This window comes from Shewanella morhuae (genome assembly GCF_900156405.1).
Lineage (GTDB): Bacteria > Pseudomonadota > Gammaproteobacteria > Enterobacterales > Shewanellaceae > Shewanella > Shewanella morhuae.
In genome coordinates this window covers 314,113-328,160 of the sequence record NZ_FTNN01000004.1, presented here as the reverse complement: position 1 = coordinate 328,160, position 14,048 = coordinate 314,113, and the positions used below count along the sequence as shown (strand labels likewise).

12 protein-coding genes are annotated in these 14,048 nt (G+C 44.4%); 9 read left to right on the top strand and 3 right to left on the bottom strand.

Going from position 1 to position 14,048, the window contains the following annotated elements:
• Window positions 1-88: 88 nt before the first annotated feature.
• The 9 genes from sspA to BW947_RS07305 all read left to right on the top strand — a co-directional run bounded on the left by sspA (window position 89) and on the right by BW947_RS07305 (window position 11,585).
• Window positions 89-718: a stringent starvation protein SspA gene (gene sspA, locus BW947_RS07345; protein WP_076498011.1), complete on the top strand. Its 630-nt coding sequence runs from the start codon at window positions 89-91 to the stop codon at window positions 716-718.
• The gene (locus BW947_RS07340) at window positions 718-1,155 is read left to right on the top strand and encodes a ClpXP protease specificity-enhancing factor (protein WP_076498009.1); all 438 of its coding nucleotides are present in this window, start codon (window positions 718-720) and stop codon (window positions 1,153-1,155) included. The genes sspA and BW947_RS07340 overlap by 1 nt, the downstream gene beginning before the upstream one ends.
• Before the next feature lie 192 nt (window positions 1,156-1,347).
• Complete coding sequence (locus tag BW947_RS07335) at window positions 1,348-1,932, top strand: anthranilate synthase component II (RefSeq protein ID WP_076498007.1); 585 nt, start codon at window positions 1,348-1,350, stop codon at window positions 1,930-1,932.
• 192 nt (window positions 1,933-2,124) lie between these two features.
• Window positions 2,125-4,605 (top strand): S9 family peptidase, encoded by a 2,481-nt coding sequence (locus tag BW947_RS07330; RefSeq protein ID WP_076498005.1) that lies wholly within the window; start codon window positions 2,125-2,127, stop codon window positions 4,603-4,605.
• A 204-nt stretch (window positions 4,606-4,809) separates the two neighbouring features.
• Window positions 4,810-5,955, top strand: coding sequence for an HDOD domain-containing protein (locus BW947_RS07325; RefSeq protein WP_076498003.1), 1,146 nt, complete (start codon window positions 4,810-4,812; stop codon window positions 5,953-5,955).
• Window positions 5,956-6,753: 798 nt separating this feature from the next.
• Complete coding sequence (locus BW947_RS07320) at window positions 6,754-7,971, top strand: aspartate aminotransferase family protein (protein WP_076498001.1); 1,218 nt, start codon at window positions 6,754-6,756, stop codon at window positions 7,969-7,971.
• Between the two features lie 126 nt (window positions 7,972-8,097).
• Window positions 8,098-9,117: an arginine N-succinyltransferase gene (gene astA / locus BW947_RS07315; RefSeq protein ID WP_076497999.1), complete on the top strand. Its 1,020-nt coding sequence runs from the start codon at window positions 8,098-8,100 to the stop codon at window positions 9,115-9,117.
• A gap of 9 nt (window positions 9,118-9,126) precedes the next feature.
• Window positions 9,127-10,587 carry a succinylglutamate-semialdehyde dehydrogenase gene (astD, locus tag BW947_RS07310; RefSeq protein WP_076497997.1) on the top strand — a complete coding sequence of 487 codons (1,461 nt, stop codon included), beginning with the start codon at window positions 9,127-9,129 and terminating at the stop codon, window positions 10,585-10,587.
• Window positions 10,588-10,781: 194 nt separating this feature from the next.
• The gene (locus tag BW947_RS07305) at window positions 10,782-11,585 is read left to right on the top strand and encodes a DUF1338 domain-containing protein (RefSeq protein ID WP_076497995.1); all 804 of its coding nucleotides are present in this window, start codon (window positions 10,782-10,784) and stop codon (window positions 11,583-11,585) included.
• Between the two features lie 100 nt (window positions 11,586-11,685).
• Here the strand turns inward: BW947_RS07305 and BW947_RS07300 are convergent, their stop codons facing one another.
• The 3 genes from BW947_RS07300 to BW947_RS07290 are packed head-to-tail and all read right to left on the bottom strand — an operon-like array spanning window position 11,686 to window position 14,013.
• On the bottom strand, window positions 11,686-13,014 hold the full coding sequence (locus BW947_RS07300) for an ATP-binding protein (protein ID WP_076497993.1): 1,329 nt from the start codon (window positions 13,012-13,014) through the stop codon (window positions 11,686-11,688).
• On the bottom strand, window positions 13,011-13,685 hold the full coding sequence (locus BW947_RS07295) for a response regulator transcription factor (RefSeq protein WP_076497991.1): 675 nt from the start codon (window positions 13,683-13,685) through the stop codon (window positions 13,011-13,013). Before BW947_RS07295 ends, BW947_RS07300 begins: the two co-directional genes overlap by 4 nt.
• The gene (locus tag BW947_RS07290; protein WP_076497989.1) at window positions 13,666-14,013 is read right to left on the bottom strand and encodes a PepSY domain-containing protein; all 348 of its coding nucleotides are present in this window, start codon (window positions 14,011-14,013) and stop codon (window positions 13,666-13,668) included. Before BW947_RS07290 ends, BW947_RS07295 begins: the two co-directional genes overlap by 20 nt.
• Between the last annotated feature and the right edge of the window lie 35 nt (window positions 14,014-14,048).

The following is a 14,048-nucleotide window of genomic DNA, read 5'->3' as shown; positions in this document are numbered from 1 at the left end:
AACGGGTAAAATGTAATATCCGCATAGTGTAAACGGGGGGCTTAGCCCCTCGTTTACTTTTGTTTTATTTCGATTCTGGAGGGTATCAATGGCTGTTGCTGCCAACAAACGCTCTATCATGACACTGTTTTCAGGTGCTGATGATCTGTATAGCCATCAAGTGCGTATCGTGTTAGCTGAGAAAGGGGTTACTGTTGATGTTTTACAGGTCGACCCTAACGAAATGCCTGAAGACTTACTTGAAGTCAACCCATATAACTCAGTGCCTACTTTGGTAGACCGTGAACTCGTATTATACGAATCACGCATTATCATGGAATATTTGGATGAACGTTTTCCTCATCCGCCTTTGATGCCAGTTTATCCAGTATCTCGCGGTCAAAGCCGTTTGATGATGCACCGCATAGATACAGACTGGTATGCGCTAGTTGAGCGTATCCGTAAGGGTGATCGCGTTGAAGCGGCTCGTAAAGAGTTGACTGAAAGCCTGATTGCTATAGCACCTGTCTTCGGTGAAGTGCCTTACTTTATGAGCGAAGAATTTGGTCTAGCGGATTGCTACCTTGGCCCATTGTTATGGCGCTTACCTGTATTAGGTATTGAGCTAGATAGCCGTGTCGCTAAAGATATCAAAGCGTATATGACCCGAATTTTTGAGCGTGAATCGTTTAAAGCTTCTTTAACTGAAGCTGAACGCGAAATGCGCATGGGTATGTAATGAAACCTTTGACTCCAAATCGTCCTTATTTACTAAGGGCTTACTATGATTGGTTGATGGACAACCAATTGACTCCTCACGTTGTGGTGGACGCCTTTGTTGAAGGCACCCAAGTACCACAGCAATACGTGAAGGATGGCCAGATAGTGTTAAACATCGCTGCTGGCGCAGTGGGCAATTTGCAAATTAGCAATGAGTTTGTGGAGTTCAATGCACGTTTCGGCGGTGTTCCTCAGCAGGTAATGTTACCAATGGCGGCTATTGTCGCTATTTATGCCCGTGAAAACGGCTCGGGTACTGTCTTCGATATCGAAGATGCTTATCTGATTGATGATGAAGTCGATTCATCTTTATCGGTTGTTAAAACAAACGCTAAAGCACCTGAACCGACTGATGAGCCTCCTAAGCGTCGCAGCCATTTAACAGTCGTTAAATAACGATTGCTAAATTGCTGTGGTGAAATGCTCAAGTTGTTTTAAAACTAAGCCAGTCGAATGACTGGCTTTTTTGTTGCTGTATTTTATGCCGTAATTGGCTAAACCTTGAGGATAAGGTGTGGTAGCATTTGCGCCCGCATTCATCCGTCGGATATGCGTTACACCTTACCCATTTAGGCCAATGGATCTTGTATGTTGCTGATGATCGATAATTACGACTCTTTTACCTTTAACTTAGTGCAGTATTTTCAGCAACTAGGGCAAGAGATCGTGGTGAAACGTAATGACGAAGTTAGCATTGCTGAAATTGAAGCACTTGAGCCTACTCATTTAGTGATTTCCCCTGGTCCTTGCACTCCCAATGAGGCCGGGATTTCGCTCAAAGCGATTGAGCATTTTGCCACTCGCATGCCGATCCTCGGTGTATGTCTAGGCCATCAAGCAATGGCACAAGTGTTTGGCGCCAATGTGGTACGCGCAAAACGGGTGATGCATGGTAAAGTCAGCAGAATTACCCATACCCGTCAGCGGTTATTTGAAGGGCTAAATCAACCTTTAACAGTGACTCGTTACCACTCATTATTAGTGGATGCTGTGCCTGAAGGTTTTGTACTCGATGCTTGGTTTGATGATGCAATTCATGGCCGAGAAATCATGGCTATGAGCCATCAAGACTTACCACTTTATGGGGTGCAATTTCATCCGGAATCGATTCTTACTGAGCAAGGTCTTGAGCTACTCGCCAATTTTTTAGCGCAACCTGCTGCGCCTATATAATATCCTCGCCCTAAAAATTCTCTTCACTATATTCGTACTATCAATTTCTGTTACAAGATTTATCCTTCTTTATAAGCAAGTTTAGCGATTAACTATGCTATAACTTCGGCAAAACTACGCAAATAGGCAAAACCAGCAGATAAACTAGACTGGGTTATTTAGCCGTTGCGATAACAATAAAAGGAAGGACAAATGAGAAGCGTAATGCGAAATTTGGGTTTAAGTGCGTTAGCGGTTGCCGTGTTGGCAGGTTGCGCAGCGACATCGACTGAAATAGCGGCTCCTGTATCATCCCCACAAGCATTCCAAGTTCCCTTCGCCCAACCGCCACAAGTTTCACAGGCGCTTACGCTTAATCAAATTATGGCCAATCCTGATTGGATGGGTATTTTTGCTAAAGAGGCTTACTGGAGTGACGATAGCCAAAGTGTGCTATTTGCCCGCCAAGCGAGCGCCTCACCTTTACGTAGCTATTATCAGCAAGGCATCAATGACAGTCGTGCGGTCGAGTTAGCTCTGGATAAATTACACGCTGCAGATCAGCAATTTGGCGTGTTAGATCGCACTAAGTCCCATAAGGCTTATCTGTATCAGGGTAATATTTTTGTTAAGCAATTAAGTACAGGTAAAGTCAGCCAACTGACTCGCCAGCGTAGCGCCATAGATGGCGTGCGTTATCTTAATAATGGTGATATCGCCTATTGGCAGGGCGACAATGTTTTTCAAATTCATCAAGACTCAGGCTTAGTTGAGCAGCTTGCCGAAATTAAAATGGCGAAAGCGCCTGAAGGTATAAAAGAGCCAACGTCTTATATTGCTAAGCAACAGCATAGATTGATTCAGTATGTGGCGCTGCAGCAAGAGAATGCTAACGCCAAGGCACAATACAAAGAAGCATTACAAAAAAGCGACCCAACACTCGCCGCCAGCACTTGGTACTTAGGCGATAGCGAGGTGGTGTCAGAGCTTAGCATGTCACCGGATGGCCGCTACATTTTACTTGCCCTGACCGATAAGAATTACACCGGCAGCAGTGAGCACGACATCATGCCTAACTATTTAGGTAGCGATGGCTATATCGATCCAGTACCCGTGCGTGCACGTGTGGCTGAAGATACGCCGCCAGGACAACGCTTTGTGGTGCTTGATTTAAACCTGCATAAACAAGTCGATATCACTATTGAGGGGCTTACAGGTTTTGATGAAGATGTGCTTGCCAAAGTGAAAGCTGAGAATGCTAAAGCGAAAGGTGAAACTTACCAAAGCACTAAAGCACCACGTAAAATTCAATTAATACAGGATTGGGGATGGACCCAGAGCGCGATTCAGTGGCATGAATCGGAAGATAAATTAGCCCTGATGCTAGAAGCCACCGATAACAAAGATCGCTGGATCGCCAGTGTCGATTTAGCTAAGGGTAAATTTATTACTGAACATCGTTTGCATGACGACGCTTGGGTAAATTACGACTACAACCAATTTGGTTGGTTACCGGGTACAGATACCTTATATTACTTGTCGGAAGAATCTGGCTATTCGCAGCTTTATATTAAAGCACAAGGTAAAAATGCGCGCGCGTTAACTCAAGGCAAGTTTGTGGTGAGTGACATCACGCTGTCACCGGATGCGAATTATATCTACTACAAAGCTAACCAAACTCATCCTGGCATTTATAACGTTCACCGGGTGAACTTAGCCACAGGTAAAAATGAGCAATTAACGCAGTGGGATGGCAACTTAGATTACAGCCTAAGTCCTGATGGCACTCAGCTATTACTCAATGCCTCACGCCGCACACAACCCAATGAGCTTTATGTTCAGCCTATTGGCGGCGAGTTAAAACAGCTCACGTCTTACACCAGCGATGCCTTTAAAAACTATCCATGGCAAGCGCCAGAAGTCGTCACTGTGGCTTCAAATCATGGTGCCGGCAATGTGTATGCCCGCGTCTATTTGCCCCAAGGCTATGACAAATCTCGCGCTGAGAAATACCCTGCGGTTATTTTCAATCACGGTGCAGGTTATCTTCAAAATGCTGATTATGGCTTTAGCGGTTACTTCCGCGAGTTTATGTTCCACAACCTGCTGACTCAGCAAGGTTATGTAGTGATGGACATGGATTACCGTGGCTCTAAGGGTTATGGCCGCGATTGGCGCACGGCGATTTATCGTAATATGGGTCATCCAGAAGTGGAAGACTTAAAAGATGGCGTCAGCTGGATGGGGACTAATACGAATGTTGATATTCAACGTGTCGGGACTTATGGTGGTTCCTACGGCGGATTCTTAACCTTTATGTCACTGTTCACCGCGCCTGATTTGTTCCAAGCTGGAGCCGCACTGCGCCCTGTTGCCGACTGGGCGCATTATAATGCGCCTTATACCTCTAACATTTTAAACACGCCTGATATCGATGCTATCGCCTATGAGCGCAGCTCTCCTATTGAACATGCCCAAGGGTTAACTAAACCACTTTTGATTATGAGTGGTGTGATGGACGATAACGTTTTTTTCCAAGATAGCGTGCGTATGGTGCAGCATCTTATTGAGTTAGAAAAGCCAACCTTTGAAATGGCTATTTATCCAGTAGAGCCCCACGGTTTTCGTCAGCCTTCTAGTTGGCTAGATGAATATCGCCGTATCTATAAGTTATTTGAGCAAGAGCTTAAATAATTCAGTAATTCTCTCTTTGAAGGCCTCTATGTGAGGCTTTTTTATTGGGCAACTGAGTAAGAAATATTCGATGTAATAATATGTTTGTGTTCTGCGACTTTGCATTATTGCTAAGATTAAGTGTATGTGCTGAAATTGAAATAGTTTCGAGCAGTTGATTGTATTGGCGTCACTCATGTTTTAGTTATAAAGGAAAGATTGATAGTGGCGATTTCGGTAGCGGGTGGTGTTAGGCCCGGAAAGATTATAGAGATAGAGCACAGACTCTACCAGCAATTGATCCTCGGCTCGCAAAAAGCAAGTCCGACTCTTTTGGATGACCTCGATCTAGAGTTAGAGGCCGATGCCCATAAATTGGATGTCGAACGCGAAGCTATTTTGGCGCGGTTAATGAAACAAATTCAAGCCAAAGAAGTGTTTGACGCGGTATCAAGCCAACTGCACGAAACGGTAAATAACGCGATTGAACATCAACTCGCGTCACCTGAATTAGTACTAGCTAAAGCAGATATCAATGAATCACAAATTCTATTGTTAGAATTACTGCTGGCGCCAAATCTCGATGCAACGCGTTTAAGGCCGCTGATTAATAATTTAAGCTGGCTATGCCGCGACTTGACCAACATGGTCAACAGTCCCTCTTTTCGCGCACGTCGCCCCCAGAGTTCTGATGTACGTGTTACTGATATCAAATTAGTGATGAATTTTATCGGTATTGAAAACCTGCGGACAATTATCCCTTATTTTTGCCTGCGTAATTGGCTGCCTAGTGCTAATGCCAAGTTGTTGTGGACTACCCGTAAATTATGGCGCTACAGCATAGTTAGTGGGATAGCGGCCAATGCATTAGCGCATCTGCATAATACTGATTCTGCATTGGTTTACAGCAGTGCTTTGCTTAATCAGTTAGGGACATCTGTTGTGCTAAGTTTAAGTGCTCGATTATTTGATCACACATGGGGTACTTGGATTCGGGAGGCTGGCATTAGCCGTGATAAGGAAGTACATGATGCTGTCATCGCCACAGAGTTTCCAGCTAAGGCCGTGTATGAGCAAGTGCTAACTCACGGACATAAACTTAATTGGCAGCTATTAGAGCTACTTAAGTTTGAAACAAGTCCGTTAACATTGTTACTTAAAGAGCTAGATCAAACATTAACCTATCGAGAATTGTCTCCTCAGGCGGCAATTGTCGCGCGGGCGAATTGCTATGCAAAGGTAGTTTTACTCGAAGAAATGCGCCAAATTGATCCACAAGAAAGGCGTTTAATGTTTGATTATTATGAGTTAACAGAACAAGAAGTGCTGCGTTTGAAAGCGCAAAATTATCGACGCTTAGATCTGCTGTAATGGGCTTTTTATGATGGGTTAGCTCACCGCAGTTTGCCTATGATAGAGTCAATATCGAATAGCTGGTATGCTCTATGATATGCCAGCAGTCGGTATTGTTTGTCTATAACGCGAGTGACAAATTTGCGTTAACCTCTCCTAATAATAACCTGTCAGAAGCCCAAACTTACCTTTCTGCTTGATACCTTGCCAAATCCTCTGAATGTGTATTGACGGTAAATTACGCCGTTTATGCAACATTTATAGCGGGTATTTGTCATTACTTTAACCTCATTTTGCTGAGCAGCTGTGAGTTTACGAAGAGCAGATACGAGATGTCAAAATAGCATGTTTCTAAGCCGACGTTTATCCAAGTAAGCCGCTCAAAAAGCAGGCCATTAGGGCGTTTACCCTCAAATGTGCGCTCTGCTTTTCCTCTGGATGGTGATTAGTCGAAGTCATTGAGATTAGAGTGAAAAATAGTCATTTTATGCTTTAATGGTCGATTCGTTAAAATGCTGTAATTATTCATATTCAGTGAATAACTAGCAAAACGAGGCGTAAATAACTTTTTTATGACTAATTATGCTTAGAGTCACGGTATTAAGTGCTTGTATAGTTCCTAAACCGCAATCTTTATGCATTTAGAACCCAAGTTAGGCGGAAGGTGTTTGTGAAAAACTGGTGTTTTGATCACATTTTCGCTAATAATAGTTATTAATAGACACAAGTTATCCCAGTATCACTAACTCTAGATAAAGATACTTATGGGACCCTGATGGCGCTAGTCGCTATTAAGTAAAGACAAAGGATGAAGAAATGAGCGTTGATATAAAGTTAGACCGTGCCCAGTTTGATGTCGTTATGGTACCAAATTATGCGCCAGCAGCAGTGATCCCCGTTCGTGGTGAAGGTAGCCGAGTGTGGGACCAAGAAGGTAACGAGTTTATCGATTTTGCTGGCGGTATCGCGGTCAATTGCTTAGGTCACTGCCATCCCGCTCTTGTCAATGCGCTAAAGACTCAAGGCGAAAAGTTATGGCATCTATCCAACGTGATGACTAACGAGCCAGCGTTAGAATTAGCGACTAAGTTAGTTAACAGTACTTTTGCTGAAAAAGTATATTTTGCTAACTCCGGCGCTGAAGCTAACGAAGCCGCATTAAAACTCGCTCGTCGTTACGCTTTAGAAAAACACGGTGCTGAGAAAGATGAAATTATCGCTTTTGATAAAGCCTTCCATGGTCGCACCTTTTTTACCGTTAGCGTGGGTGGTCAAGCCGCCTATTCAGATGGTTTCGGTCCTAAGCCGCAGAGCATTACTCACTTACCTTTTAACGATATTGCTGCATTAGAAGCCGCAGTGACGGATAGAACCTGTGCCATCATGCTTGAGCCGCTGCAAGGTGAGGGCGGTATTATTGATGCTGATCCAGCATTCTTGAAAGCGGTACGCGAGCTTGCTAATAAGCGCAACGCGCTAGTCATTTTTGATGAAGTACAAACTGGTGTGGGTCGTACAGGTGAACTGTACGCTTATATGGGTACTTGCATAGTGCCGGATATTTTAACTACAGCAAAAGCACTCGGTGGTGGTTTCCCTATCGCAGCGATGCTCACAACGGCTGAAATTGCTGAACATTTAAAAGTGGGTACTCATGGTTCTACTTACGGTGGTAACCCATTGGCTTGTGCTATCGGCAATGCAGTATTAGACGTGGTGAACACGGCAGAAGTGCTTAATGGCGTAAAACATCGTGAGCAGTTATTGCGTGATGGCCTCAATAAAATCAATGAAAAGTATCATGTTTTTTCAGAAGTTCGCGGTAAAGGTTTACTCCTAGGTGCAGTGCTTAGTGAACAATATCAAGGTCGTTCACGCGATTTCTTAGTGGCTTCTGTCGCTGAAGGCTTAATGAGCCTAATGGCAGGTGCTAACGTAGTACGTTTCGCTCCTTCTCTGGTAATCCCCGAGGCAGATATTGCTGAAGGTCTAGCTCGTTTTGAACGTGCTGTGGCGAGTATAGCTGCCGCCTAAATGACCAAAGGAGTGCTGAATTTATTCGCACTCCTTTTTTGTCAGGGAATACTTGCGTGCACCACTACCTATCTTTTAAAGAGGGGAAGATTGCTGCACGGCAAGCTAAAGTGAGGAGACACTAAGATGTTAATCATACGTCCTATTCAGGCTGGCGATTTTGAGGCTTTATATCAAATTGCTGAAGAGTCTGGTCATGGTTTTACGTCATTACCCGTGAATGCTGATTTACTCAGACACAAAATCACCCGAGCCGAGGCTTCATTCGTTAAATCGGTAGAAACTCCCTTTGATGAAGGGTATTTGATGGTGCTAGAAGATACCGACACGGGTGAAGTTGTGGGCACCTGCGCCATTGAGGCCGCGGTAGGTATGGAGGATGCGTTTTACCATTATCGTCTCGGTACCGAAGTGTATTATTCTGAACAAATTGATGTGCGTAACGAGGTCGAAACCCTCACACTTTGTCATGACTACACTGGCGCGGCTGAAATGTGCACGCTGTTTTTGCGTGAAGCGTACCGCAAGGGCAATAATGGTCGGATGTTATCCCGCAGCCGCTTTTTGTTTTTAGCTCAACATGCAAAACGTTTTGGCGAAACTGTGATTGCTGAAATGCGTGGCGTAAGTGATGAAGATGGTCATTCACCTTTTTACGGTTGGCTGCAAAAGCATTTTTTAGGCATTGATTTTATTCAGGCAGACTATCTTTCTGGATTAGGTAAAAAGGCGTTTATGGCCGAAATGATGCCACGAAATCCTGTTTATGTTTGTCTGTTACCTGAAGAAGCGCAAAAAGTGATTGGCGAAGTACATACCAATACACGTCCGGCCTTAAGCCTGCTGCAGGCTGAAGGCTTTAGGTGCCGCGGCTATGTGGATATTTTTGATGGTGGCCCAACGGTAGAGTGTCGTTTATCGGATATTCGCGGCGTACGCGAAAGCCGTTTATTGACCGTTGATATTGGTGACATGCTTGAGGCCGACAGCCAATTTATTATCTCAAATACTCAATTAGCTCATTACCGAGCGACGTCTGCCGCACTGGCAGTAGACGATAAATCCGAACACATCACCATTAGCCCTGAACTGGCGGCGGGTTTATTACTCGCTAAAGGCGATCAAATCCGTATTTTGGCAATGTAGGAATAACCAATGACACATTATATTCAAGGCCAGTGGCATACTGGTAACGGTCATGCAGTGACCTCAATCAACCCAGCCACTGCACAAACTATCTGGAAAGGTAAAACGGCCACCGCAGAGCAAGTTAATGCCGCTGTTGATGCAGCACGCAGCGCGCAGTTTGATTGGTTTATGTTAGGTTTCGATGCGCGTTTAACCATAGTCGAAGCGTATCGTAGCCAGCTCGAAGCGAATAAAGCAGAACTAGCAGAAACGATCGCTCAAGAAACCGGTAAGCCTCAATGGGAAACCGCGACCGAAGTTGGTGCGATGATAGGCAAGATTGCACTGTCGGCCGCAGCTTATAATAAACGAACTGGCACTGAAGCTAACGATACGCCAGCGGGACGCGCGGTAATCCGCCACAAACCCCACGGTGTAGTGGCAGTTTTCGGCCCTTATAACTTCCCTGGTCATTTACCGAACGGTCACATAGTTCCAGCCTTATTGGCGGGTAATACAGTGATTTTTAAACCGTCAGAATTAACGCCTAAAGTCGCCGAGTTGATGGTCAGCCTATGGGATAAAGCGGGTCTGCCTGCTGGCGTGCTCAACTTAGTCCAAGGCGAGGTTGATACGGGTAAAGCACTGGCTTCTCACCCGCAGATTGATGGCTTATTTTTTACGGGTAGTTCACGTACCGGTCATCTACTGCATCAGCAATATTCAGGTCACCCAGGCAAAATTTTAGCGCTTGAGATGGGTGGCAACAATCCTCTTATTATCAAAGATGTGCAGGATATTAAAGCTGCCGTGCACGATATTTTGCAATCGGCTTATATCTCATCGGGTCAACGTTGTACTTGTGCGCGCCGTTTATACGTAGAGCAAGGCGAACAGGGCGATGCCTTGATTGCCATGTTAATTAATGCGGTAAAACAAATTAAAGTTGGACCTTGGAACGCGCAGCCACAGCCTTTTATGGGTTCAATGATTTCTGAGGCGGCCGCTAAAGGTATGGTTGCAGCGCAGACGAATCTACTTAATTTGGGCGGTGTGTCGTTAGTCGAGTTAACCCATTTAGAAGCGGGGACGGGTTTAGTCTCTCCTGGTCTTATCGATGTGACAGCTATTGATGTCTTGCCTGATGAAGAATACTTTGGGCCGCTACTGCAATTGGTACGTTATAACGATTTCGATCAGGCTATCAAACTGGCCAACCAAACACGTTATGGTTTGTCTGCGGGTTTACTGGCCGATAGCCGTGAAGATTATGACTATTTTCTGGCGCGTATTCGTGCCGGTATTGTTAACTGGAACAAACAAATCACCGGTGCATCAGGCGCGGCGCCTTTTGGTGGCATAGGTGCATCGGGTAACCATAGAGCGAGTGCTTTCTATGCTGCTGATTACTGTGCTTATCCGGTCGCATCCGTCGAGGCTGATGCAGTAAGCTTGCCTGCAACCTTAAGCCCTGGTTTGAGCTTATAAGCGTTGAGTGAGTAAATATTTTGTATGGCAATAGAGGAAGAACTCAAGTTCTTCCTTTTTAATAATAAGCAGTAACGTAACTTGAACCTCTACAGTGGGTATGTGTGATTCTGCAACAGTGGCATTTAAGTCGTTACATAGAGTGTTTGCGGCAAAATAACAGCAATAACCGCAGCACAATAAAAGGAGTTTTTATGCATACCGATATTAACGCGTTATTTGCCGATTTATGGCAAGACTACATTAAAATGACTCCATCAGCGGCCAAAGTGCATGCGTTGCTAGGTCATGGTGAGCCTATCATCAACGATCATATCGCTCTGCGCACTTTTAATATCGACAAGGTGAATTTAGATGTGCTGGCTAAGCATTTCACTTCGTTAGGTTATGTCGCTTGCGGTGATTATAAGTTCGAGCAAAAAAAACTTATTGCTAAACATTTTGAGCACCCAAACTCGACTCAGCCTAAAGTTTTTATTTCTGAGCTGTTAGTTGAGGAATTTAGCCCTGCACTACAAGAAACCATTCAAGACTTAATCGCTCAAGTAAATGTAATCGCAACAACGGCTGATAATTTTATCTACTCAGGTCGTCACTGGTCTTTAGATGCTCAAACCTATGAGGATTTATTAGCCGAGAGTGAATATGCGGCTTGGGTGGCGGCATTTGGTTATCGTGCTAACCATTTCACAGTCTCTATCAATCATCTCGATGGTTTTGAAACCTTAGAGGCTGTGAATGATAAGTTAAAACAAGCGGGTTTTGTGCTCAATGGCTCAGGCGGTGAGATTAAAGGCTCTCCTGAAGTTTTATTAGAGCAGTCATCAACAATGGCCGACAAAATGGCGGTTGAATTTAACGATGCCACGGTTGAAATTCCCAGCTGTTTCTATGAGTTTGCCCTACGTTATCCAATGGCCAATGGCGAATTGTATACCGGTTTTGTGGCGGCTTCTGCCGATAAGATTTTTGAAAGTACCAATGTGAATAAAGCTTAGTTTAATTAAGAGGCCTATAGCTTTGGTAAAAAATGCCATCAATTTGATGGCATTTTTATATTCTAAACAAGGCTGGGCAAGCCAAATAGATTAAATGAAGTTAGTTGAAGCTCAGTTCAATTCTCAGCCCACCTAAACGGTCGCTGTGACTAAACTTAAGTTCAATTTCGTACTGCTCGGCAATCTCCTTCACTATCGACAATCCTAAACCGTGCCCCATTACTGACTCATCTAATCTAGTGCCGCGTTGGGTGAGCTTATTAAGTTCATCATCGGCAACCCCTGTGCCATCATCATCGATACAAAGGCACAGTCGTTCCTGCTGGCGCGATAGCTGAATACTGACTCGGTTCTGGGCCCACTTAAAGGCGTTATCGAGTAGATTACCAAGTAGCTCCATACCATCTTCTCTGTGGATGGGTAAACGCAAAATAGTCGCATCGAGGTCAAAATCGCATTCTATGTTCTTGTGGCGATGAACCTTGTTTAAGGTATTAACCAGACTCTGTAAATCCCTTGGGATCACCAATTGCGCAGCGGGAAGCATATCACCGGTGATCCGCGCTGCTGCAAGTTTACGCTCGACCATCTTATGGATAACATCAAGTTGTTGCTGCAAAGCAATGGCAGTTTCGGGATCTTTAAGACCAAGCGCTTCAACCTGTTGCTGCATCACGGCCAGCGGGGTTTTAAGGCCATGGCTTAAGTTGCCTAAGTTATTGCGGCTACGTTCAATTTGCTTGGCAGTGTACTCGAGTAACTCGTTGTAGGTCTTAGCCAGTGGCTGCACTTCAGGGGGAATATTATTCAGTTCTAGCGCGGTAATTTCGCCTTCTCTTAGCCGAGAAAGTGCGTGCTGAACATGGTTAACTGGCTTAAAAGATTGACGCAAAATAATAAAAATCCCCGCAATCATGGCAAATAACATAGCGAGGTTTATTCCAAGTTTAGTGCCATAAACCTCACTAAATACTCGCCTGCCAATACTTAAATCTTGGGCAACGGTCAATGTGGCGCTGACATTAGCACTGCTCGACGTTAAGCCCAGTGACAACAGCTGCATATCGTTATTTTTAGGGCCTTTAGCCTGCCAAACACGCGTTTGATTAGGGGCTAGCGGTTCAATATCTAACTGCATATCCCATAGAGATCGCGAGCGAATGACTTCATTGGGCAAGTTAAGTTGAAAATAACGGCCTGAATAGGCGGGTTTATAAAAACTGGAAAGTTGGCTCTGATCTATGCTGATATCCCCATCGTGGATATGGGTTGCCAGCATAATGTGTTCGAGATCTTCTTCTAAGCGATTGATAATAGAGTCATGGAAGGCTTGTCGTAGCATGGACTCAAATAATATGAGTCCTACGACCGTACCTAACACTAATAAGCCCGTTAACCATAAACTGAGCTTAGTACGGATTGAAATCATTCAACGATGCCGTGGAAGATATAACCTTGGCCGCGACGAGTTTCGATCGCGGTTTTGCCTAATTTTTTACGCAAATGAGTGACATACACCTCCACCACATTACTCTCTTTTTCATCGTCAAACTGATAGAGCTTATCGGTAAGCTGTGTCTTAGAGAGTAGTTTTTTAGGCGACATAAGGAAGATTTTTAACAGTCTGAATTCCATTGCGGTGAGTTCATACAACTGCTCAGCCACTTTTACTGTTTGCTCGGCTTCATCTAAGGTAACGCCGCCATAGCTTAACTGTTTACTGGAGGTATTTAAGCGGCCATGTGCACGGTGGATTAATGCTTGAATACGAGCCAATAATTCCTGTGTATGGAAGGGCTTGCCTAAGTAATCATCGGCACCGGCATTAAAGCCTTCTACTTTTTCATGCCATTGACTGCGGGCGGTTAGCATAATTACAGGCGTGCTAATCCCTTGAGCGCGCCAGCCTTCGAGTAATTCAAGGCCGTTGCCATCGGGTAAACCGATATCTAAAATAACGCAATCATATTGGGTTTCTTTGATCAGGTAATCGGCCTCCAGCGCCTTATCAGTAATATCAGTAACATAGCCTGCTATTTTGAGCTGTTTTGAGAGCTCACTGACCAACATAGGGTTATCTTCAACGAGTAACAGTTTCATGTGTTCGACATTCGCTCGGTAATGCTATTGAGTGATCAGCTTGACCATTGGTTGCATCAATACTGAGATTGACGATTTGGCCCCGCTGAACTTTGATTTGTAAATCATAGCGCCATTTGTGATCTTCTTGATAGAGATGAGCATCAATTAGTTCGCCTTGGCAAAATTGATTAACCACGGCGAGTGTACCGTTTAAGGACAGTATTTGCCCAGAGTTGACGAGTGCTTTAGCTTGATAGTGTTCTAACTCAATCGGTTCGGCATGCATTTTTTTTGAATGCGTAAGCATTAATAGACTGAAAAAAAACATTAAAAACAGCCGTTTCATTTGGGCTCTCCAATAAAAAGTGGCCTAGAATTAAT

What these genes read in the sequence shown, in the direction of transcription:
- sspA (WP_076498011.1), top strand. Translation starts at nt 89, where the DNA reads ATGGCTGTTGCTGCCAACAAACGCTCTATCATGACACTGTTTTCAGGT.
- BW947_RS07335 (WP_076498007.1), top strand. Translation starts at nt 1,348, where the DNA reads ATGTTGCTGATGATCGATAATTACGACTCTTTTACCTTTAACTTAGTG.
- BW947_RS07295 (WP_076497991.1), bottom strand. Translation starts at nt 13,685, where the DNA reads ATGAAACTGTTACTCGTTGAAGATAACCCTATGTTGGTCAGTGAGCTC.
- BW947_RS07320 (WP_076498001.1), top strand. Translation starts at nt 6,754, where the DNA reads ATGAGCGTTGATATAAAGTTAGACCGTGCCCAGTTTGATGTCGTTATG.
- BW947_RS07290 (WP_076497989.1), bottom strand. Translation starts at nt 14,013, where the DNA reads ATGAAACGGCTGTTTTTAATGTTTTTTTTCAGTCTATTAATGCTTACG.
- BW947_RS07340 (WP_076498009.1), top strand. Translation starts at nt 718, where the DNA reads ATGAAACCTTTGACTCCAAATCGTCCTTATTTACTAAGGGCTTACTAT.
- BW947_RS07305 (WP_076497995.1), top strand. Translation starts at nt 10,782, where the DNA reads ATGCATACCGATATTAACGCGTTATTTGCCGATTTATGGCAAGACTAC.
- astD (WP_076497997.1), top strand. Translation starts at nt 9,127, where the DNA reads ATGACACATTATATTCAAGGCCAGTGGCATACTGGTAACGGTCATGCA.
- BW947_RS07330 (WP_076498005.1), top strand. Translation starts at nt 2,125, where the DNA reads ATGAGAAGCGTAATGCGAAATTTGGGTTTAAGTGCGTTAGCGGTTGCC.
- BW947_RS07300 (WP_076497993.1), bottom strand. Translation starts at nt 13,014, where the DNA reads ATGATTTCAATCCGTACTAAGCTCAGTTTATGGTTAACGGGCTTATTA.
- astA (WP_076497999.1), top strand. Translation starts at nt 8,098, where the DNA reads ATGTTAATCATACGTCCTATTCAGGCTGGCGATTTTGAGGCTTTATAT.